Below are 23236 nucleotides of genomic sequence, written 5' to 3' on the forward strand. Positions count from 1 at the left end.
AATGCCCCGCGCTGTTGCAACTAGTAGTTTAAATCAAACCAAAAACACCGTTGCCCCGAAACTGTGGTTACTGTTGGTTGGTGTTAATGAATACCAGGATCAGCAATTGCCATGCTTGCGTTATTCAGCAATTGATTGTCAGGTATTGGCAGAGGCTTTAACAAGTGCAACCCAAGAGCAATTTTCTCAAAAACAAATTCAAATTCATCATGATTTTGCGAAAGACTTACCATTATTAGCTGATGTTTGCACCAGTTTACAGCAAATTACTGCATCTGCCCAACCTGCTGACACTATCTTATTTTATTTCTCTGGTCATGGAGTCCTACAACCAAACACTCAGCAAGCATATTTATGTTTAGCCGATACACAAAAAGATGACTTAGAAAATACAGGGTTGGCTGTTCAAGAATTATTACAATTTTTAAGTAATAGCGGTGTCCAAAATCAGTTAGTTTGGCTCGATGCTTGTCATAGTGGGGGAATGACACTGCGAGGCTTAAATCCCACACCGCAATTAGTAGCAGTTTTACAACAACGTGCTGCTAATAGTAAGGGCTTTTATGCTTTGCTATCTTGCGACACAGACCAGCAATCATGGGAATTTCCCGAACTGGGACATGGGGTATTTACTTATTATTTAATGCGGGGCTTGCGTGGTGATGCGGCTGATCATCAGGGAGTCATTTCTGCTGACGGATTATATCGTTATGTTTATCATCAAACATTACAATATATAGATAAAACCAATCAACAATTAAGGTTAATTAACCAGCAGAAACGAGGTAAAGGAGATACCGAACTTTATAGCGAATATCCCCTGCAAACACCAAAGCGAATTGTCGAAGGAATTGGGGAATTAATTATTGGTAGAATGGGAGCGATCGCCCCGATTCTAACACAAAGAAAAGCCTTAATCATTGAGGGCATTAGCGGCTCTCAAGTAGCTTTGGATTTTTGTAAAATATTAGGTAAATCTGGAAATTTCACCTTAGAATATTTAACCCGTTCCACAACAACAACTACCCAAAATATCCGCGAAACAATTAAAGAATGCCTGCGTTCTCACAATCAACTACCACAATACAAAACCACAGAACCAGTCACCGTCTTGTTATATCTGCGTGGACGACTAGAGGAAACACCTACAGGAGAAGCAGCATTAGTTTTGTTGGATGATATTTGGTTGAGTCGTTCTTGGATAAAACAACAGTTACGCCGTTCTTCTGTCACCCAACAAATTATCATCTTAGATTGTCCAGACCAAACAAACAGTGTATATCTGCAAGATTGGGTAGAAGACTTACAACTTAGCTCAGACACAGGACAGTGTATCATTGCAGCGGCTTGTCCGAAAAACAACCCAGAAATTTTTGCCCAAGCACTCATCGAAACTTTAAAAGCCGCTTCTGCACCTATTGGCTTATCAGTAGCAACTTGGATAACTCAATTACAAATCCATTTAGCAACACAAACACCAACTACCCCATCTCTACCACTACATATATGGCTATCGGGTACACAAGGCGTAATTGAAATCATCCCTGCAATCACTAGCGCACGTAGCAATCAAAAATCAGTAGCCTTTGATTTAAAAATTTGTCCCTATCGCGGTTTACAAGCCTTTGGCGAGGAAGATACTCAATATTTCTATGGTAGAGAATCCCTGATTCAACAGTTAATTTCTCGACTAGCCCACAAACCATTCTTAGCTGTAGTGGGCGCGTCTGGTAGTGGTAAATCTTCCATAGTCCAAGCAGGATTAATTGCTCAACTCCGCCCAGGAAAACAACTACCCGGTAGTGATTCCTGGTTAATCAAAAGCATCCGCCCAGGCGCACGTCCCCTAGAAGCTTTGGCGCAACGGTTGGGAGAGGTGAAAGCAGGGGAGCAAGAAAACAATTCTTATTCCCCCCCATCTTCCTCATCTCCACCCACTCCCTACAACCTCTTAGAAGCCATGCTCTACCAAGGCGTAGAAGGCTTTGTTTACTGGTTGCGTAGCCGACCAGAACCGATGGTAGTTTTGGTGGTTGACCAGTTTGAAGAATTATTCACCCTTGCACCCAGTGAGGACAGACAGCGATTTTTAGAACTGCTACTAGGAGCAGTAGAATATGCTGCTGATAAGTTCAAAGTAGTCGTGACTGTGCGGGCAGATTTTATCAGCCCTTGCTTGGCAGTACCAGCACTCGCTAGTTTATTGCAACAATCTAGTGTATTAGTTCCTCCCAACTTGAGTGATGATGACTATCGCCGTGTCATTATCAACCCAGCAGAACAAGTGGCGTTAAAAGTAGAACCCGGATTAGTAGAAGTTCTCTTGCAAGAGTTAAACCATTCAGCCGGAGACTTACCACTGTTAGAGTTTGTTTTAGAACAGTTGTGGGAACATCGCCAAGCAGGTGAGTTAACCTTGGCGGCGTATCAACAGCAAATCGGTGGTATCAAAGGAGCTTTGGAACGCAAAGCCCAGGAAATTTACGAAAGTTTAGACTCAAAAGCGCAAGAATGCGCCCGTTGGATTTTTCTCTCACTGACGCAGTTAGGAGAAGGCACAGAAGACACCAGACGCAGAATATGGAAATCTGAACTAGTAGTCAAGAAATATTCTGATGAATTAGTCGAAAGAACCCTCTTGGCGTTAACTACGGCGAAGTTGGTGGTAGTGAATTTAGAAGAAGAGACAAGGGAAGAAGAAGGACCAATCAATTCAACATTAGAAAACTTTCAGGAATGGTGGACAAGAGGAAAAGGTAAAACATCCTCCCCCACTCCCCAGTCCAGGTTAGTGAGCGCAGCGTCTGTCTCCGACACGCTCTGCGAACGTAGAGAACCACCACTCTCCACTTCCTCATCCTCCGTCACAATAGAAGTCGCCCACGAAATCCTCATCCGCCACTGGTCAACTTTGCGCTGGTGGTTGGAGGAAAATCGTAGTAGACTGCGATCGCAACGTCAAATTGAACAAGCAGCAGCGTTGTGGAAACATCATCATCAGCAACCAGATTTTTTATTACAAGGTATTCGCCTAGCAGAAGCAGAAGAGCTTTATGTCAAATATACTGATGAATTATCTCAAGATGTCCAAAACTTCATCGCCGCTTGTTTAGAAGCCAGACAACAACAACAACTAGAACAAAAAAAGCGACTCCGCCAAGCTCAAAGGGCTGTAGCGATTATCAGTGTGTTGGGAATTACTGCTAGTGGTTTTGGTGGTTTTGCTTATTGGCAAAAACGAGCCGCCCAGTTGCGAGAAATAGCTGCTTTGAATGCTTCATCAGAGGCATTTATCTTATCTAATCAGCAATTAGAATCTATCATTGCTAGTATCAAAGCTACTAAAGAACTTAGACAAGTTTTTGCACCAACAAGAGATATACAAATAGCAACAGCCGCGACTTTTCAACAAGCTATTGCGAACACTCAAGAAATTAATCGTCTGCAAAAACACACTCAACAAGTCAATGCCGTTAGTTTTAGCCCCAACGGTAAAATTATCGCTTCTGCTAGTGATGATAATACAATAAAAATCTGGGATATAAAAGGTCAATTAATTACTACTCTCAAGGAATTTCAAAATAGAGTAACAGCAATTGCTTTTAGTCCAAATGGCAAATATCTTGCTACTGCTAGTGCTGATCCTGCTATTAAACTTTATTCATTTAATACGTCATGTTTAACTTTAAGGAGTATAGAAAAATGTCTGAAGTTAATCAAAACTTTTACTGGACATACTGATATTGTGACTGATGTTTCCTTTAGTCCAGATAGTAAAATTATAGCTTCTGCTAGTTTGGATAAAACTGTAAAATTATGGAGAATTGATGGCAGTTTAATTAATGGCTGGAATGCTCATAACGGTTGGGTAAATTCCATAATTTTTAGCCCTGATGGAAAACATATTGCTTCCGGTGGAGAAGATAATCTAGTAAAACTTTGGCAGACATTAGACAGTAAATTAATTAAAACTTTCACAGGACACAAAGGACGTATTACTCGTGTGAAATTTAATCCCAATGGTAATATGATTGCCTCAGCCAGTGGTGATACAACTATTAAAATCTGGCAAATTAACGGTAAACTATTACAATCTCTAGCGTCACACAATCAACAAGTTAATAGTATTCAGTTTAATGCTGATGGACAAATTTTAGCCTCTGCTGGTGCTGATAGTACTATTAAAATTTGGCATATTAACGGCCAATTAGTAAAAAATGTTTTAGGGAATGGCGCACAATTTAGAGATGTTAATTTTAGTTCTGATAATAAATTCATAGTCTCTGCCAGTAGCGATAAAACGGTTAGACTATGGCAGTTAAATTATCATAAATCACAAACATCTCATGTTAATAGTATTAGCTTTCACCCTGATGGTAAAAAATTTGCTGCTGCGGGTTGGGATGGTAAAGTTACTATTTGGCAAAAAGCAAAATCATCTATCTTATCACTGTCTACAATTAAAACAAATCAAAATATTATTGAAGCGGTGAGCTTTAGTCATAATGGTAAAATTCTAGCAACAGCTAGTGCTGATAACACGATTAAACTTTGGAATAATCAAACTCAGGAACTAATCAAAACACTCACTGGACATCAAGATAGAGTTACAAGTATTAGTTTCAGTCACGATAATCAAACTCTTGCTTCTGGAAGTGCAGACAAAACGATTAAAATATGGCGTGTCAGTGATGGTAAATTATTACGAATCCAAACAGGTCATAATGATGAAGTGACAAGCGTAAGTTTTAGTCCAGATGGTCAATTATTAGCATCTGGTAGCGCTGATAATACAGTGAAAATTTGGGGAGTAGACGGAAATTTAGTCAAAAATTTAACTGGTCATGGTTTAGCGATCGCCTCCGTAAAATTTAGCCCAGATAGCCAAATTCTCGCCTCTGCCAGTTGGGATAATACCATCAAACTGTGGCAAGTGCCAGATGGAAAACTAATCAATAACTTAACCGCACATACTGATGGTGTAACTAGCCTGAGTTTCAGTCCAGATGGTCAAATTTTAGCTTCTGCTAGTGCTGACAACACCATCAAACTGTGGAATATTACCAACGCTAGATTACTCAAAACCCTCTTAGGACATCCGAGTAAAATTAACACCGTCAGCTTTAGTCCCGATGGTAAAGCTTTGGTAAGTGGTGGTGAAAATACTGGGGTAATGATGTGGAATTTAGATTTAGATGACTTAATGCAGCAAGGATGCGATCGCATCACCGATTATCTCCAGCATAACGGGAATGTGAACCCAGGTGATGGCGTTTCGCCCACCATAGGTGATCGCTCAATTTGTTAGAAATAACTAGTAATTAATCAAAATCTCTAATCCTTATTTATCTTTAGTTCATCTTGAATCTTTTAAAAAACTCAGTACCACTTAAGCAAACTTGTTTCTCCTGGTAAAAGTGCTTAATATTTATTCACCCAAACTAATTATATAAGTATTATTTTTTACGACAATTACTTAACTAAAGTTGCGGACTCTGTATAAATTTCAGGAAAATCTATTAAAGATTCAGTAAACTATTTTATTCTTTAGATAAAAATTGTCCAAAAATAGTAATATCTTCTTAGTAAAAAAACTTACGTACTTAGTTTAACCAATAATTTTGGGAAACAATAATATTTATGGACACTGGACGCAATTCTTTGCCCGCAGGCTCCTTATTAATTACTACTTCCCTGGGATATCATCTAGCTGCTATGCGTCCAAAACAATGGACAAAAAACCTAGTGGTATTTGCTGCACCATTATTTGCATTTAGTATTAATCTCCAGTCCTTTCTGGGTGGATTGTTTGCATTTATACTATTTTGCTCTGCATCCAGTGGTTTTTATCTGATTAACGATATTGCAGATGTCGCCTCTGATCGTCAGCATCCTGTCAAGTGCAAGCGACCAATTGCAGCCGGATTTGTCAGTATTCCCGTAGCCATAGGAATGGCGTTGATCTTACTGGGTGGTGCATTAAGTATTAGTTGGTGGCGATCGCCACAATTGGGAGCAGCAATTACAGGTTATGCCATCTTACAAGTTGCGTATAACCTAAAACTAAAACGTTTAGTCATCTTAGATGTAATTGCGATCGCCACTGGCTTTGTTCTACGTGCTTTTGGTGGTGCGGCTGCTACAGGTATCGTTTTATCAGCGTGGTTTCTCCTCTGTACAGCCATGTTGGCGTTATTTTTAGGTATTGAAAAACGTAAAGCCGAATTGCGCTTGGCACAAATTCAAGGAACAAAACTCCGTGCGGTACTCAGACGCTACTCCTTACCCTTGTTAGGACGCATGGAAAGTGTAGTTACCACAGGTACAGTCCTCGCTTATGCTCTGTGGAGTGCAGGCCCTGTTTTGAATGGTGCATCTACTTCTTGGATGCTACTAACCCTACCATTTGTACTGTATGGTATTTTCCGCTATCAACTTCTCAGCGATCCCCAAGAAATTGCTAATGACGCAGATGAGAATCTAGAAAAAGGTGGACGCAGTGAAAGACCAGAAGAAGTCTTGTTAAAAGACAAAGGAATCCTCTTCACAGTCATTGGCTGGATATGCACCTGTTTTGTAATTTTGTGGCTAAAAAATCAGGGCATCATCCAATAATTTACCTTTTTAGTACTTGCGCTTTCCATAGACATTTTGAATTTACAATTCGGAGCGAAGCGACGTGTCGCAAATGAAAATTTGGTTGAGTAAATTGCATCACTCAACCTTCACAGAACATCTGGATAAATTACCAAAACAAATCCTTACACTAGGTGAAATTAAAATTGACTGGCTCAAAGCTGCTGGTATTCGAGGCGTTATCCTTGACCTAGACAACACTATTGTCTCAGAAGACGATCGCTACCTTTCCCCTTGGGCAGAAGATTGGATTGCAGAAGCCAAGTTAGCAGGTTTAAAACTGTTTATCCTGTCAAATGGAAAACGTCGCTACCGTGTCAAATATTGGTCACATCGCCTTGATATTCAAGCCATCAGTCCAGCCAAAAAACCCTTTCCCCCAGCATTTCGCAAAGCTATGACTCAGATGCGTTTGTCATCAAAAAATGTCGTAGTTATTGGTGATAGTTTCCATACCGATGTGATAGGAGCAAAACTTTGTGGATGTCGTTGCATTCAAGTTGCCAGTTTACCGCACCCCCCCCGATGGTGGGAAAAACTAGCAGGTAAATGGGTACAGATACCTTACCCCAGTGGTAAAGAATTATGGGATTTCGAGGGGGCTTTTGGTTATAAAATCTTTTTGTAAACGGCTTAGTAGACTATTATGAATAATCCCATTGTTTTTGCTTTATTAATTCTAATTACAGTAAGTTTAAATACAATAGCGCAAACTTTATTGAAATTAGGTGCAGGACAAAATCCTTTAAATGTTTATTTAATAGGTGGAATATGTAGCTACGGCTTAAGTACAATTTTCTATGTATTGGTTTTAGGAAAATTAAACTTATCCATAGCTTATCCAGTAGTGATTGGATTAACTATTGTTTTGACTACAATAGCTGGCGCTGTAGTTTTGCGAGAAAAAGTTTTAGTTTCCCAATGGATAGGAATAGGTTTGCTATTGAGTGGAATTAGTGCGATCGCCTTAGCTAAACAATAAGCTACTTCTCAAGCAAAGCCAAATCACAAGTTCAGGCTACTGGTAACTACTTGCTTGCCGATTAAACATGAGATGATATTGTCCGCCTCTTGCTATTAATTCCTCATGACTTCCTGTTTCTATAATCTTGCCATTTTCTAACACAATAATCCGGTCTGCCAGTTTGCATAAAGCTAAACGATGACTGATGACAACAGTCATTTTATTAGTAGCAATGGTACGTAAAAGCTGGTAAATTTCATGCTCGGTTTTCGGATCGAGTGCGCTTGTAGGTTCGTCCAAAATTAATAGTTGTGCTGAGGATAATCGTATCAGCGCACGAGCTATCGCTATTCTTTGCCACTGTCCTTGCGATAAGTCTACCCCACCTACTAATTGCTTACCTAATAGTGTTTCTAAGCCTTGCGGCAGATTGTCCACTGCTTTGGCAATTCCTGCTACCCTCAGCGCCTCTTGGATGGCGTTCACATCCTGTAGTGCAGGTAAGTACCCAAAACCGACATTTTCACACACTGTAGCTGGAAATCGAGCGTAATCTTGCATCACCACAGCCAGGCGTGAGTATAGCTGTGCCAAGTCAATTTCGCGTAAATCCTGTCCGTTCCAAGAAATCTCGCCACTACTTGGATCGTACAGGCGACAGAGTAACTTAGCCAGAGTTGTTTTCCCCGCACCATTTTCCCCAACTAAGGCGATCATTTGCTGCGGCTGAATTGTGAGGTTGATGTTGTCCAGAATCTTGCTGTCGCTACCAGGATAAGCAAAAGATAAGTTCTTGATTTCGATTCCCTGTTGCTTTGTCAACGACAAATTAGCCGCAGTATCCTCCCTTGAGGCTAACGATAACTGCAATTTCGGCTTTAGTTCTAATAATTGGAAAATCGGACGAGTACCCAAAACCACATCATACAAGTTAGATCCATTATTAATCAGTAAAAATAAACTCTGGCGCACTTGTAAGATTAAACCTGCATACAGTGCTAAATCTCCTAAAGTATAAACTCCGCGTAATGCTCCGATAACAACATAAATGTAGGGTAAAGCGGTTCCTAATCCATTCACCATTGACCAAGAAATTACCAGCACTGTCCCTTTTTTGCGGATTTGCTGCATCGATTTAAACATAGCATTGAAAAGACTTTGCCACCGAGTCAGCAATAAAGGTTGTAGCTGAAATAAGCGTAATTCTTTGGCATAAGCTTCACCCACTAAGACATCCCGATGCAAGTTCATTTGGCGGACAAGACTCGCCTGAGTTTCTTCGACTTCCCAGCTTTTTTTGCGGTAAGTCAATTCCACATAAATCGCTGGTGTAGCAGAGGTAAATAAAATTAACGGTATCCACCAAGCAATTGAGCAAGAGAGCAAAATAGCGGGAATTAAAATAAAAAAACCATGCAAAGTTGTAATTACAAGCAAGGATAGTTCCTTAAGCCGTTCTATTCCTGTTTCTGCCAGTTGTACCAAGTTCAATAATTCGGGTGTTTCAAATAAGGCGATATCTGTAAAATTAGCAACTTTATCCAGCACCATCTTTTGAGCGCAACCTTGCACGCGATCGCGCAGGGAAGAAAAAACAAAGTTGGTTATCCCGTTTATTGATTCGGTTAATAAATTAAGTAATATTAATCCACCAATGCTCCAAAGTAAAGGTGGCTCTTGTAGGATAAGAACGAGTGAGCTTACTGTTGTATATTTCCCTAATAAATGGGAGATTTGGTCAATAATAATTTTGTTGAGAAACAGTGAAATTGCTGGACTGAAACCACTAATGAGAGTTAACAATATCAGAGTGCGTAACTCAGTAGATGCTGACTGAATTACTAACAGCAGGCTACGCCGAAAAGTTTGAAGTAGGCTGGGTTGGCTCGGTTGCACTCAAGGTTAAATAATGTCTTTTATTTAAATATTCTAATTGACAATAAATATTCTTGAATCTATCGTTCAATTTATTTCAAATGATCCACAATAGAGTTGTAGAAACTTTCAACTTTGTTACTATGTTCAAGCAAAATTTAGAGTTTTCAACAGAGCTACTAAGACAGCTAACCAACACCGATAAACCACTTCCCTATCGTCAACCTAAGATTTACTCTCTTGGTTCTCTCGAACAGATTCAAGCGTACAACTCAGGAAGTATGGTTGACGGGCCTATTGGTGCTTTATATTACAGAGGTTAATTTTTCATCTGAGGAATTGACAAAATTAAACTAAAGATAATGTCATAATTTGTAGCTGCGCTATGACATTTAAGCGCAACTACAAAATTTTCATGAATCATTCATTCTTTGGACAATCAGATATCTTGCCATTAGGTAGGATAGTGTTGCAAAGCTTGGCATCTTTAAGGTTAGCGTCTGTGAGATCGGCATCTTTAAGGTTAGCGCGTGTAAGATCGGCATCTTTAAGGTTAGCGCGTGTAAGATCGGCACCTTGAAGGTTAGCGCGTGTAAGATTGGCGCGTTTAAGATTAGCATCTATGAATCTAGCCTTCTCCAGATTGGCATAATCAAGACGGGCATCTGTAAGATTTGCATCAGTCAGATATGCACTAGGCAGAATAGCATAATGAAGACGAGAACTTGTCAGATCGGCACTAGTCAGATTTGCCCCTATCAAGTTAGCATATATTAAATTAGCATTTCTGAGGATAGCTCTTGATAAGTTAATTTCTTCTAAGTTGAGTCCCTTATTGTTTTGCAAACTACCAAGATAAATTCCTTCTAAAAAAGATTGCGACGGTTCTTTTGGTATTGTTCCATCAACTATATTCTTGAAACCTAATCCTGCTTCACTCAAAAAAGATAGTAAGAGTTGTCGTCGTTCTGGATTTTTTGTAGTTCCAGGAATACAGGGATTTATCATAAGATACTCGTTATTTCCCGGAAAAGTCTCTATAGTAATAGGAAAACTATTTATAGGTAAACAAATACCATCATTTCTGCTGAAAGAACGCAACATATTTTCCGTTGTAGAGCGTGCAAGATTTCTTGCTTGCAAAAATTCAGCCTGTCTCTGCTGAAAATCTTTTTGAAAATCTTTCTTTTTCTCCTCGTCATTAGTATTAAGGTGTTCCTTCTCAATATGATCCATCTCCAGATAATTAACATATAACTTATCTTGAATCAAATATTTTTCCATTAATTCCAAGTATTTACCTAGTAACTCATCATAATATCGCTGTTGAGAAATGTAATTACCTACTACAGTCGCTATTATAGGTAACACAGCAATTAAACTTATTCCTTTTACATTATTAGAAATTATTTTTTTAATCCATTCACAATATTTATTTGGTGTTTTTCGCTTTGTTTTTGAACTAATATCTGGCTCTGATTCTTCATATGAAACAAAAACATCAAATTCATTATTTTCATCACTTATTTTTGTATTTCTGTCTTTGCTTTTCATAAAAATCACCCTTGTTTTATCAAAAGTAAATACTCTACTTTAACTTGAATCATGATTATTGATGGATTGGCGATAAAATAAATCTCAATTCTTATTTTTACTAATGCTATTTTATGTTAGGTATAGCATCCACAAAAATAAACTTATTGCTTACATTAATTGAGAGAATATTTTAAAATTAGGGGCTTCGGAGACTGTTTTATTTATGTTGCCATGACACGTATTATGGTTCGACAACTTACATGATTTTTATTCAGGTTGAATTTTAAAAAATCCTCTTAAAGAATGAAATCAACTGATTTTTATTTTTACAACATCCTCTTAAAGAATGAAGTCAACTAAATAAAATTCAGTTAAAATATGGTCGTTATAGTTTACTAACACATCTACAAATAACAAATAGATAAGATTGAAAACAGTAGCTAGGCAAAGATAAGGACAATATTGATGGGTGAAAACGGCAGTTTTTACAGCCTTAATCGGGATGTATTTCTATTTTTGCAAGATGGATTCGCCCAAATCTTAGACTTTAAGCGCGGACAGTTTTATGGGCTGGATGAAATTGCTACATTAATGGTGCTACTTGTACTAGAAAAAGGGGTAGAAGATGCGGTTAACGAACTAACTAAAATCCATGAAGTAACTGAAGAAAATTTTCGATCTGACTTGAATAAACTCTTACAGGATTTAGAGCAAAAAAAGCTATTTATTACCGAAATTAAAACGGATAATTACTTATTTAATTTGATACATTCTTGTTTAATAAGAACCAATAAAATTTTTAACAAAATCTTACTTTCGCTCTTAAAAACAGTCAGCGCAATTTTTCGCAATTTAGTCAACCCTGAACCAACTCCCGATCGCCTGACAGTTGAGCTATTGTTAAGCTTAAGTTGGCTCAGTTTTCGTCTACTCGGATGGAGTCATACTCTCTCATTGTGGCAGCACTGGCATCGTGCAATATCACCAACTGACACCACAGTAACAACAGATGTCATTGAAACAGTAGATCAAATGGTGCGGGAAGCTGCTGCTAGTAAACTTTTCTTACCAATGGTCTGTAAAGAACGCGCACTAGTTGGTTATCATCTTCTCCGTACTTTTTACGGGTTACCTGCAACTTTAGTTATCGGCATCGATCGCTATCCGTTTCAAGTCCACGCCTGGGTTGAGTGTCATGGCTTAGTTGTGACGGATGAATCAGCTCATTGTCAACCCTTTATCCCAGTTGTCAGATATTCCTAAACGCGATAGCGAGGACTGCTATGAGAACCGGATTTGAAGTCACCATAGAAGCAACCGGAAAGGCTGAATTTCATCTATTTTCCCCAGCAAATTCTCTAGTAACCTTTGCCCAAGACTCCGCAACAGAGATTGCAGTGGTGCTGATGGGACGAATTTATTACCAGGATGACTGGAAAACTCGCTTTCCTCAAGCATTTTCGGAGGACTTCGCCTCAGATGCAGCTTTAGCATTAGCTATTTTCCAACATTATGGCGCACAAGGTTTAGAGAAACTAGAGGGTGAATTTGCCCTAGTGGTTTTCGATCGCAAGGAATCGCGTCTTTTCGCTCTGCGCGATCCTCTAGGCAACTTTCCCTTGTACTGGATGCACCACAACCAAACCACCAGGGTTAGCACTAGTTTGCAATTATTAGCCCAACGACTTCCCCAAGCTGCCATTAATAAAGACTTTCTCGCTTCATTCTTAATGTTTCCCTATGCTTTTGTCGAGTTAGCCACGGAAAAGACGGCATTTGAGGAAATTCAACGGATTCTACCAGGTAATATCTTAGTATTGACTCCCGATGGTCGGACAACAAAAATCTGGTCTTGGGACTGGATGAAGCAAATTCAACCGATAGAAAATATCACGCCCCAGGAAGCTGGTTTACAGTTTAGCTACCTTTTTCGGCAAGCGGTCACACAGCGAATTCAGGACGAGAAAATCGCCTCTCACTTATCAGGAGGGATGGATAGCTCTTCTATAGTGTGTATTGCCCGCGACTTACTAGCCGCAGAAACCTCTCCCAGAAAGCTGATTACTCTTTCCTTGGTTTATCAAATGCGGAGTCTGGCAGGTGAAACAGATTACATTCAGATGGTAGTAGATCAAGGAGGCGCGATTGAACCACAATATGTAGATGGGGATGCAGTTTTAGACTTTGAGTGGTTCACCAACAAAATCCCTACCTATGACGAACCTTATCCTGGTTTATTCCACTTAGCAATGGAAAAGGTGCTGGTAGATGTAGCTGCTCAGTTAGGGGTGACGGCGATTATGAGTGGAGGGGGAGCAGAACTGATTGTAGAAGGAAATCGGATGCACTTGGCAGATTTGATGCGTCAAGGTCACTGGCACAAAGCTCTACAAGAGGCGCGGCAATGGGCTACTGCCAAGAACCAGAGCCTCTGGTCAATTTTGTACTCATTTGGAATTGAACCCTTAATTCCGCCACTGCTGCGCGAGGGCTTCCCAACTTTCATCCGAGGCGGCTATGGACGCTGGCCAAAGCTAGGTTCATTTACCATTCCTCCTTGGATTCTGCCTGATTTTGCCAAGCAGCACGATATGTGGGGTAAGGCACTAAAGACTATACGTGAAATCAATAGATATCCGGTAGAAGAATCCTTAAATCTGCTAGGTCTGCGGGCATCTGCCGGAAATTGGGCTGCTTGGTATCTTGCCGCACCTCTGGGAATCCGCATTTGCCAACCCTTCCTCGATCCACGTCTGATTATCTACTGTCTCAGTCTCCCCAGAGAACAGAGAGAAATACCTGGAGTTCCTAAGCCTCTGCTGCAAGTGGCGATGGATGGGATTTTGCCTGAACCGATTCGGACTCGGAGGTTTAAGGGGAATTTCAACGAAGTGTATTGGCAAGGACTAGCCAAGAATTTATCCCATCTAGAGGCAATGGTCGTTCAGTCGCAGATTGATGAGTTAGGCATTTTCGATAAACAACAATTGATTCAAGCCATGCGACAACACGCGATTGGAATTGGCGATGTGAGGAGTGGTAGCCGGATCAGTAGTTCCTTGGCGGCGATCGCCTGGTTTGACCAAATTAAGGTAAAAGTGGCGAGCTTGTGATTGAATTTTGATTAGTATCAGCCCCTCTCCGACACGGAGAAGGACTGAGGAAGAAGTCAAAAAAGACTTGTCTAATTCATATTATTTTAGGTATACAAAGACTTCACCCATTGCCATTCTAGGCTCAAACCATCCCTCAAAGGGACTTTTGGCTCATATCCTAAAATTTCCCGTGCTTTGGACACATCAGCAGCCGTGTGACGTGCATCACCCATCGCCTTTTCTATGTGGTTTCTTTTAATAGGCTGACCAACAATTTGTTCCATTGTGTCTAGAACCTCAGCCAAAACCACCCTACTACCACCACCAATATTAAAAATTTCTCCCACTGCGGTCGGTACACTAGCAGCCGCTAAATTTGCTGCTACAGCATCACTCACAAACGTAAAATCACGAGTTTGCTGTCCATCACCGTAAACAGGAATCGCTTCATCCTGCAAAACAGATTTAAAAAACTTATGAAAAGCCATATCTGGGCGCTGTCTGGGCCCATAAACAGTGAAATAACGTAGAGCCACAAAAGGCACACCAAAATTTTTGTGATATAGCCCACACAAACGTTCAGCTGCTAACTTAGTAATGCCATAGGGAGAAACAGGTTGAGGAGGAATACCTTCGTGAGTAGGTAGTGTTTCGGCATCCCCATACACACTAGAGGTAGAGGCAAATACTAATCTAGTTAATTGTTGAGCATCCTTAGCTGCTTCCAACAAAACCTGTGTAGCGTTAATATTGCGCTCAGTATAACCACGGAAACCCTTACCCCAACTCGCCCTCACTCCCGCCTGTGCTGCTTGATGGTAGACCACAGTGACATCTTGGAGTAGGCACGACCAATCTAAAAACTGAATATCTCCCTCAATCAAAGTAAAGTTAGGCGACGATTGTAAATGGGCAATATTTTTGCGTTTTAACATAGGGTCATAATAATCGTTCAATTCATCAATCCCGATTACTTCTTCACCTTGTTTTAGCAGGGCATCTACCAGATGCGAACCAATAAATCCTGCTGCTCCAGTAACTATAATTTTTGCCATGTTACCTATTTTATTAGTCTTTATATCAACAGGTTAATAGTGACAATGATGTAACGTCATTATTTCCTAGTTATTTTTAAAACAACTATCCTTACTTTGGCAAATTGATTGCGGGATTGGGGACATAATGATTCCTTACCTATCACCCAGCACGATCTGAACGCCTCGCTACCGCTAACAGCACTCCCCATCATAGGACTTGCATCGGAGTCAGAATTGGTGAAGAATTGATCCGCGAGAGTCATAAGGCATTCTCGTTTCGCCAGAGACGCAAGAGGAAATCAGTGAAAGTTTTAGTTGTAGGAAACGGGGGACGGGAACACGCTCTAGCGTGGAAATTATTGCGATCGCCGCAAATTGAGCAAGTCGCCTGTGTCCCAGGAAATGGGGGTACGGCAACTCTGACAGGTTGTCAAAACGTACCTTTAGCCGTGGACGATTTTGAGGGAATTAGTCAATACGCCTTGAGTGGTGGTTTTTCTTTGGTGGTAGTCGGGCCAGAAGTACCTTTAGCAAAAGGAATTACCGACTACCTACAAGATAAAGGGTTGATGGTATTTGGCCCCAGTAGAGCCGGAGCGCAAATTGAAGCGAGTAAGGCTTGGGCAAAAGCTTTGATGCAGGAAGCGGGGATTCCTACCGCCAAAGCTGCGGTATTTACGGAGGCAACAGCAGCTAAGTCATACATCAAAGCACAGGGAGCGCCGATAGTTGTCAAAGCAGATGGTTTAGCGGCTGGGAAAGGTGTCACAGTGGCAACGACAGTAGAACAGGCAGAGAGTGCCATTGATGCCATATTTCAAGGGCAGTTTGGTAGTGCGGGTGAGTTTGTTGTCATTGAAGAATGTTTGACTGGACAAGAAGTGTCGGTGTTGGCGTTGACAGATGGAGTCACCATTCGTCCCTTACTCCCAGCCCAAGACCATAAGCGGATTGGGGAAGGTGATACAGGAGAAAATACAGGAGGCATGGGAGCCTATGCGCCTGCACCAATCGCCACACCAGAGATTATGGCACGGGTGCAAACAGAAGTTTTAGAAAGAGCGATCGCTACCTTAAAATCCAAAGGCATCGATTATCGTGGTGTACTTTATGCCGGTTTGATGATTACACCCAATGGCGATTTTAAAGTTTTAGAATTTAACTGTCGCTTTGGTGATCCAGAAACCCAAGTCATTCTGCCCTTGTTAGCCACCCCCCTAGAAGAATTGCTTCTAGCTTGTGTACAGCAGCGTTTAGGTGAACTACCACCCATTGCTTGGCAAGGAGGGGCATCCGCCACCGTAGTTGCAGCATCCGGCGGCTATCCTGGAGATTATGAAAAAGGCCAAGTTATTACAGGCATTCCCGCAGCAGAAACCACAGGCGCAACAGTATTTCATGCAGGTACAAAGTTGAACGAGCAACAACAAATAGTAACAGACGGCGGACGAGTCTTAAATGTTACGGGAATTGGAGAAAATTTTGAACAAGCCCTCGCACAAGCGTACACTGGAATTAGAGCCATTGAATTTTCGGGCATATATTACCGGAGAGACATTGGTTATAGAGTCAAAAGTTAATAGTCCAGAGTCCTTAGTCCATAAACTATAGAGCGTTGACAACTGACAACTGACAACTGACAACTGACTAATGACTAATGACTAATGACTAATGACCAAATTAACTGTTAATTTTTTAGTTGTTGGAGTTGATAACTAAAGCTACTAACAACTTTATTTGAAATGCTGGCGTTGTTAAAAACAATTCGAGAAGCGATCGCCAATTGGTGGTCAGAGTTCACTCTCCAGACTAAACTGTTAGCCGCAGCCACTTTGGTGGTTTCCTTGGTAATGAGTGGTCTTACCTTTTGGGCGGTAAACACAATTCAGCAAGATGCCCGAATGAATGACACTCGTTTTGGGCGGGATTTGGGGCTACTACTGGCTGCTAATGTTGCGCCCCTAGTTGCTGATCACAATCTCACCGAGGTTGCTCAATTTTCCCAACGCTTCTACAGCAGCACCTCTAGTGTGCGCTATATGCTCTACGCTGATGAAACTGGGAAAATCTTTTTTGGGGTTCCGTTTTGGGAACCAGAGGTAGAAAACTCCCTCTCCATTGAGCGCAGGATACAATTACCAGAAGAATACCCTGGTGATGGCGATCAGCCAATGGTGCGGCAACACATGAGTCCAGATGGCACTGTGACTGATGTGTTTATTCCCCTGATTGTCGATAAAAAATACTTAGGTGTATTGGCGATCGGCATCAACCCCAATCAAACAGCTGTCATTTCTACCAATTTTACCCGTGATGTTACCATTGCGGTTTTTATCACGATTTGGGTCATGGTAATTTTGGCAGGAGTCGTTAACGCTTTGACAATCACCAAGCCCATTAAAGAGTTACTGGTAGGAGTAAAACAAATTGCTGCCGGGAATTTCAAGCAGCGTATTGATTTGCCCTTGGGAGGCGAATTAGGAGAGTTAATTCTCAATTTTAATGAAATGGCAGAGCGCCTAGAGCGCTATGAAGAGCAAAATATTGAAGAATTAACAGCAGAGAAAGCCAAGCTAGAAACCCTAGTTTCCACCATTGCCGACGGTGCTGTATTGATTGACAACAATATGCAGGTGATTTTAGTCAACCCCACAGCCAGAAATATTTTTGGTTGGGAAGGCGCTGATGATGTGGTGGGTAGTAATGTGTTACATCACTTACCCCCAACAGTACAAATGGAAATCACCAGACCCTTATACGAAATGGCAGCCGGTGAATGTGAAAGCGCTGAGTTTCGCCTCACCCTCAACCAACCAAGCAAACGCACCATCCGCATTCTTTTGACCACAGTACTCAACCTGCAACGAGAGAGTATTAAAGGTATTGCCATAACAGTGCAAGATATAACGCGGGAGGTAGAGCTAAATGAAGCTAAAAGCCAATTTATCAGCAACGTTTCCCACGAATTGCGAACACCTTTATTTAATATCAAATCTTTTATTGAAACCTTACACGACTACGGCGAAGACTTGAGCCTAGACGAACGTCGGGAGTTTCTGCAAACAGTTAACCATGAAACCGATCGCCTGACTCGCCTAGTTAATGATGTTTTAGATTTATCTAAGTTGGAATCTGGGCGTAGCTACAACTTCGACGGAGTAGATTTACCCCAAGCAATTGAACAAACACTGCGTACCTACCAACTCAATGCTAGGGATAAAGGTATCGAACTCATTCAAGATGTTGCCCCCGGCTTACCACTAGTATTGGGGAATTACGATTTACTATTGCAAGTTTTAGCTAATTTAGTCGGGAATGCCCTCAAATTCACTCCCACAGGTGGCAAAATCGCCATTCGTACTTACCAACTAGATACTAAATCCCATTCTCCTAATCAGTCAGATCAAGTGCGAGTAGAAATTGCTGATACTGGTATTGGTATTGCCCCAGAAGACCAACAAGCAATTTTTGACCGTTTCTTCCGTGTGGAAAATCGAGTTCATACCTTAGAGGGTACGGGATTAGGTTTGTCGATTGTCAGAAATATCATCGAACGACATCACAGTAAAGTAAACCTAGTCAGTGAAGTTGGGGTAGGTACTACTTTTTGGTTTGACTTAGTGTTGTTTGAAGATGAAGCACCAAAGAAGATAGTTGAATCTACTGAAGAAGCACCAAAAATGCCGGCATTTTAGTAGAAACCATTCTTTTTTCCAATTGGTGTTAATAGTTAAAATCGGATTATTTACTTATTGCTTTATCTTTAGGTTGTGGCTAATATTTCTTGTCCCCACTGCCATCAGCAAGTTGATAGCCAGGCGCTGGTTTGTCCTTATTGCCGTACAACGCTCAAAGCTTACGGTCATCCTGGCATTACCTTACACCGTGCTGGTAAAAACACTTATTTATGCGATACCTGCACCTACCACGCTGATGATACTTGTACCTTCCCCAAGCGTCCCTACGCTAAAGACTGCACCCTTTACCAAAATATTGACGAGAGAAACGCCCAGTTAGAAGAACAGCGCACGGCCAATAGTTTTGGCGCATCTATCAAAAATTGGATTAAACGCAATCAATCTTTAATATTGCTACTAGGCTTATTACTCATCTGTTTGTTTATAGCCTTGTCAACCAATTAAATTACTCATTACTCATTACTCACTACTCATTACTCATTACTCATTACTCCTTACTCCTTACTCACTACTCATTACTCCTTACTCCTTACTCACTACTCCTTACTCCTTACTCATTACTCATTACTCATTACTCATTACTGCTTACTCAGCAATTCTGCCAACTTCTTAGCAGCAAATTCCCGTACTTGCTCATCTGGATCATTGTTGGCGCGATCGCGTAATAATTGTAAAGTCTGGGGATGGTGGGGATATTGTTCAATAATAGTTTCTAGGGCTAATTGCCGGGGGTTATGTTGAAAGTTGTACTCACGGGTAAAGGGGTCATTGACAGCACAGTGATAAAACACTTCAAATATACTAGGGTCATCTTTAAAACTGCGCGTTAATTCTTGTAATGCCGTATGTCGCACATCTAAATGTTTATCTGTCATAGCCCGTTTTTTCAGAATTGGCAGAGTATCGGGGTCATCTGGAAAACCTCTAGCTAATTCTTGTAATGCAGCTTGGCGGACATTGGCAGATTTATCAGATGTGGCGCGTTTTTTCAGAATGGGGAGAGTATCTGAGTCATCTTTAAAACCCCTGGCTAATTCTTGCACCGCCGCCCGTCGCACAGATTCATTATCATCAGATGTGGCACGTTGTTTGAGAATGGGGAGAGTATCGAGGTCATCTGGAAAACCCCTGGCTAATTCTTGCACCGCCGCCCGTCGCACATCCGAGTATGTATCCACAACAGCACGTTGTTTGAGAATGGGGAGAGTATCAGGGTCATCTTTAAACCCTCTAGCCAGTTCTTGTAAAGCAGCACGCCGGACATAATTACCATCATCAATAGTGGCACGTTGTTTTAACCAGGGGAGAGTTTGCGGGTCATCTTTGAAACCCCTAGCTAATTCTTGTACTGCTACTTGGCGGACATCAAAAGATTTGTCTGCGATCGCACTCTGTTTGAGAATAGATAAAGTATTGGGGTCATCTTTGAAAACTCTGGCTAATTCCTGCACTGCGGCTTGACGCACATACTCATTATCATCAGTAGCTGCACTCTGTTTGAGAATAGATAAAGTATCGGGGTCATCTTTGAAAACTCTGGCTAATTCTTGCACTGCGGCTTGGCGCACAGTCCAATCATTAGTAGTGGCGCATTGTTTCAGCCAAGGTAGGGTATCTGAGTCATCCTTAAAACCCCTGGCTAATTCTTGCACTGCTACTTGTCTGACAGCCCCTGAATTATCGTTTGTGGTGCGTTGTTTCAGCCAAGGTAAAGTATTAGGATTATCTTTAAAAATCCTGGCTAACTCTTGCACTGCTACTTGGCGGACATATTCATTGTCGTCAATTGTTCCCCGTTGTTTAATGATGGGCAAGGTATCAGGGTCATCTTTAAAACCCCTGGCTAATTCCTGAACTGCGGCTTGACGTACAGTCCAATCATTATCATCAGTAGCGCATTGTTTCAGCCAAGGGAGAGTATCCGAGTCATCCTTAAAACTCCGTGCTAGTTCTTGCAAGGCGACACGTCGCACATAGTCGCGTTCATCAGATATGGCTAGTTGTTTCAACCAAATCAGAGTTTCCGGGTCATCTTTCCAAGTTGTGGCTACCGATGTAACGGCTTTGGTACGAATTTCTTGCACTAGCTGAGTTTCTTCTTCATCTAAATAAGGTTGGTAATAGTAGTTGAGGTCATATTTTGTTAATGCTTTGATTTGTTGTAGTAATTTATTTGCTATTGATGATACTAATAAGCGATTTCGCACTTCTGCTAAACATTTGGCGGCGAGAAAAATATTAATAAATTTTTCTGCTTCACCATCCTGAGCCATTAAATAATTGAGAATTTCACAGACAAATCTTGGCTCAATCATTCCTGTAATCAGGCGTAAAACTTCGTGCCAAGTTTCATCTTGCCAGTGTTTACCAAATACTTCTTGATTCAAGTCTTTAATTGAGAGAGTTTGCGTTTCTTTAAACTGCCAAACAAATTCCCAAGCACAGAAATATTCTAAAAAAGTCCGATGAACAAAAGCATAATAATCTGCACCCAGATAAGATAACATAAAGTTGCGAGTCCGCAATTGATTAATCATGACTCTAGCAACTATCACTGGTTGTTCAAATTCAATATTTTTTAAATAACGAATTAAAATCCTTTCTAAATCGCTGGTACTAATCAAATTACCGGCTAAACCTTTCTCACTAGTTTGCAGACGATAAGCAACTTGACGCAGCATAGCCTGCTTATCCTTATAGTCAATACTTTTGGGGTCTAGGCGATAATCTTCCACCAAGGCGCGTTCAACATCCCATTGATGCAAAAGTACCCGTGATGCTTGTTCGTACAAGGTGGCTCTATCTCTGGGCAATTCTTGATTACGGTTGAGAATTGCCATCATAGTTAATAATAAAGGATTACCTGCCAATTCAGCGATCGCCACTGATGTATCAATTGCCCTGTGCAGGCGTTCTTTTTTCCGCAGTCTATCTGCTTCATGACTAAAAGTTAATTCATGCCAACGATGAATAAAGTCTTGAATTTGCTCTGCTTCTAAATCTTGCAACATAAAGTGGCGAAATTCAGCATCTCGCAACCTTTGGGGTTTGTAACCAATAACGCGAGAAGTTACAATCACGCGCACATCAGGATACTGATTTGTAAAACGATGAATATCAGTAATAATATCTTCCCTTTTACCTAGTTCAAATACTTCATCTAAACCATCAAACATCACTAAAGCATTACCCGTTTTGAGTTGTTCATGCAGTTTGTGTTGATTAAGATGGTGAACTATCCCACTACTTTTATGAAAAAAATCGATAAAATTACTGCATTCATTATTTTCTCGCCTCCGCATATAAGTGCGTAGTTCGATTAGTAAAGGAATTGGCTGAAAAATAGCACTTCCTAAAGGTGTTTCCGCCCAATTTAATGCGAGAAATTGTAATAATGTCGATTTGCCAGAACCTGGATCTCCTAAAATGACTATGTATTGATAATTTTGTCGATTATTGATAATATCTAAGACTGATAAAGTTGGTTGATCAAGATAAACTTGTTTGTAATATGCTAATTCATCTAGAGAAATGTCTTCTATTTGGTTACTTTCTCTAAGTCGTTTTAAATGTTCTTTCGGGAGTTCATGCACTTGGGGTAAAACTTGATGAACTTCCCGCACATTTTGAGCGATAAACATTCGCCATAATTTCAATTCATTGTAAGCATAGCCAGTAGTATCTAAACTATCTAACTTCAAGTTTCCATATCTTTCCCGCAGACCTTCTTGATAACCATGCAAATCAAACTCTGTCGGGATACTGGCCATTTGATGCAAGGTATCTCGAACTTCTTCTAAATGGTGGGAATCAAAAATTGGGCGTAACTTATCTGATTCTCGAATAATTGCTTTTACTTTCTTGAAATAACGTTTAGCTAGTCTTTCCCAATCAAAATTTTGGGGTAGAAGTGGTAAATTATTTTCATGCCAAGCATTAGCTAAATTTTGAGGGTTTATCACTTGACAATCGGGTTTAAAAGGAAGACCAAGAATATTTTGCAGAGATTTATTTTGAATAAATATGCTTAAAGGCTGAGTATATTCTTGTAGTTCTGCTTCTTCTAAATCTGCATCTTCTAATTCCTGCTGCATTAATTGCAGAAATTCCTTCAGTGCTTTACCAGCAGCAGTTTCAATATCTTCTTTTTGCAGTTTCTCTAAAATATTGTTGGGAACAGATTTTAATAAATCTTTAGCCCAGTCTTTAGCCGCATCCTTTGCTAAGTCCTCAAAAATCGACTTAAAAGCAAACCCGACAGCTTGAGTTACGCCCCAGACAGCTAACCAATCTAATATCATACTCGTGTTTGCCTAGCTTTAGACTTCGAGTATATCCATCAACTGCCATAATGGCTGTAGATTTCAGCATATTTGAAGAAATCTCAATGCCATG

General features: G+C 40.7%; 14 protein-coding genes. 10 read left to right on the forward strand and 4 right to left on the reverse strand.

The genetic code is table 11. The annotated features are described in order from the left end of the window. The first annotated feature begins 1 nt into the window (after position 1). From H6G18_RS09475 to H6G18_RS09490, 4 genes are all read left to right on the forward strand, one after another. Complete coding sequence (locus H6G18_RS09475; protein ID WP_190406841.1) at positions 2 to 5308, forward strand: nSTAND1 domain-containing NTPase; 5307 nt, start codon at positions 2 to 4, stop codon at positions 5306 to 5308. Positions 5309 to 5640: 332 nt separating this feature from the next. Continuing rightward, entirely contained in the window at positions 5641 to 6615 is a 975-nt protein-coding gene (locus H6G18_RS09480) for a decaprenyl-phosphate phosphoribosyltransferase (RefSeq protein ID WP_190406842.1), read from the forward strand. A gap of 73 nt (positions 6616 to 6688) precedes the next feature. Then, on the forward strand, positions 6689 to 7264 hold the full coding sequence (locus H6G18_RS09485; RefSeq protein WP_190406843.1) for a YqeG family HAD IIIA-type phosphatase: 576 nt from the start codon (positions 6689 to 6691) through the stop codon (positions 7262 to 7264). Positions 7265 to 7282: 18 nt separating this feature from the next. Beyond that, the gene (locus H6G18_RS09490) at positions 7283 to 7618 is read left to right on the forward strand and encodes a DMT family transporter (protein WP_190406844.1); all 336 of its coding nucleotides are present in this window, start codon (positions 7283 to 7285) and stop codon (positions 7616 to 7618) included. Positions 7619 to 7654: 36 nt separating this feature from the next. Here the strand turns inward: H6G18_RS09490 and H6G18_RS09495 are convergent, their stop codons facing one another. Beyond that, positions 7655 to 9496, reverse strand: coding sequence for an ABC transporter ATP-binding protein (locus H6G18_RS09495; RefSeq protein ID WP_190406845.1), 1842 nt, complete (start codon positions 9494 to 9496; stop codon positions 7655 to 7657). A gap of 122 nt (positions 9497 to 9618) precedes the next feature. On the opposite strand from H6G18_RS09495, the gene H6G18_RS09500 reads away from it, so the two are divergent. Then, positions 9619 to 9798 (forward strand): hypothetical protein, encoded by a 180-nt coding sequence (locus H6G18_RS09500; RefSeq protein WP_190406846.1) that lies wholly within the window; start codon positions 9619 to 9621, stop codon positions 9796 to 9798. Positions 9799 to 9895: 97 nt separating this feature from the next. Here H6G18_RS09500 and H6G18_RS09505 read toward each other — a convergent pair whose 3' ends face one another. Then, a complete protein-coding gene (locus tag H6G18_RS09505; RefSeq protein WP_190406847.1) occupies positions 9896 to 11029 on the reverse strand; it encodes a pentapeptide repeat-containing protein in 1134 nt (377 codons plus the stop codon). Between the two features lie 447 nt (positions 11030 to 11476). Between H6G18_RS09505 and H6G18_RS09510 the strand changes: the two genes are divergently transcribed. Further along, positions 11477 to 12274, forward strand: a complete 798-nt coding sequence (locus H6G18_RS09510; protein WP_190406848.1) for a lasso peptide biosynthesis B2 protein — start codon at positions 11477 to 11479, stop codon at positions 12272 to 12274. 20 nt (positions 12275 to 12294) lie between these two features. After that, positions 12295 to 14124: an asparagine synthase-related protein gene (locus H6G18_RS09515; RefSeq protein ID WP_190406849.1), complete on the forward strand. Its 1830-nt coding sequence runs from the start codon at positions 12295 to 12297 to the stop codon at positions 14122 to 14124. A gap of 86 nt (positions 14125 to 14210) precedes the next feature. Here H6G18_RS09515 and H6G18_RS09520 read toward each other — a convergent pair whose 3' ends face one another. After that, positions 14211 to 15161, reverse strand: coding sequence for an NAD-dependent epimerase/dehydratase family protein (locus H6G18_RS09520; RefSeq protein ID WP_190406850.1), 951 nt, complete (start codon positions 15159 to 15161; stop codon positions 14211 to 14213). A 284-nt stretch (positions 15162 to 15445) separates the two neighbouring features. Here H6G18_RS09520 and purD point away from each other — a divergent pair, with 284 nt between their 5' ends. From purD to H6G18_RS09535, 3 genes are all read left to right on the forward strand, one after another. Continuing rightward, a complete protein-coding gene (gene purD, locus H6G18_RS09525; protein WP_190406851.1) occupies positions 15446 to 16723 on the forward strand; it encodes a phosphoribosylamine--glycine ligase in 1278 nt (425 codons plus the stop codon). 162 nt (positions 16724 to 16885) lie between these two features. Further along, positions 16886 to 18838, forward strand: coding sequence for a two-component system sensor histidine kinase NblS (gene nblS, locus H6G18_RS09530; protein ID WP_190406852.1), 1953 nt, complete (start codon positions 16886 to 16888; stop codon positions 18836 to 18838). A 75-nt stretch (positions 18839 to 18913) separates the two neighbouring features. Continuing rightward, positions 18914 to 19285 carry a zinc ribbon domain-containing protein gene (locus H6G18_RS09535; protein ID WP_190406853.1) on the forward strand — a complete coding sequence of 124 codons (372 nt, stop codon included), beginning with the start codon at positions 18914 to 18916 and terminating at the stop codon, positions 19283 to 19285. Positions 19286 to 19419: 134 nt separating this feature from the next. On the opposite strand, the gene H6G18_RS09540 is transcribed toward H6G18_RS09535, so the two are convergent. Further along, complete coding sequence (locus tag H6G18_RS09540) at positions 19420 to 23142, reverse strand: HEAT repeat domain-containing protein (RefSeq protein WP_190406854.1); 3723 nt, start codon at positions 23140 to 23142, stop codon at positions 19420 to 19422. Positions 23143 to 23236: the final 94 nt, after the last annotated feature.

Source organism: Anabaena subtropica FACHB-260 (assembly GCF_014697105.1).
In the GTDB taxonomy this organism is placed as follows: domain Bacteria; phylum Cyanobacteriota; class Cyanobacteriia; order Cyanobacteriales; family Nostocaceae; genus Trichormus; species Trichormus subtropicus.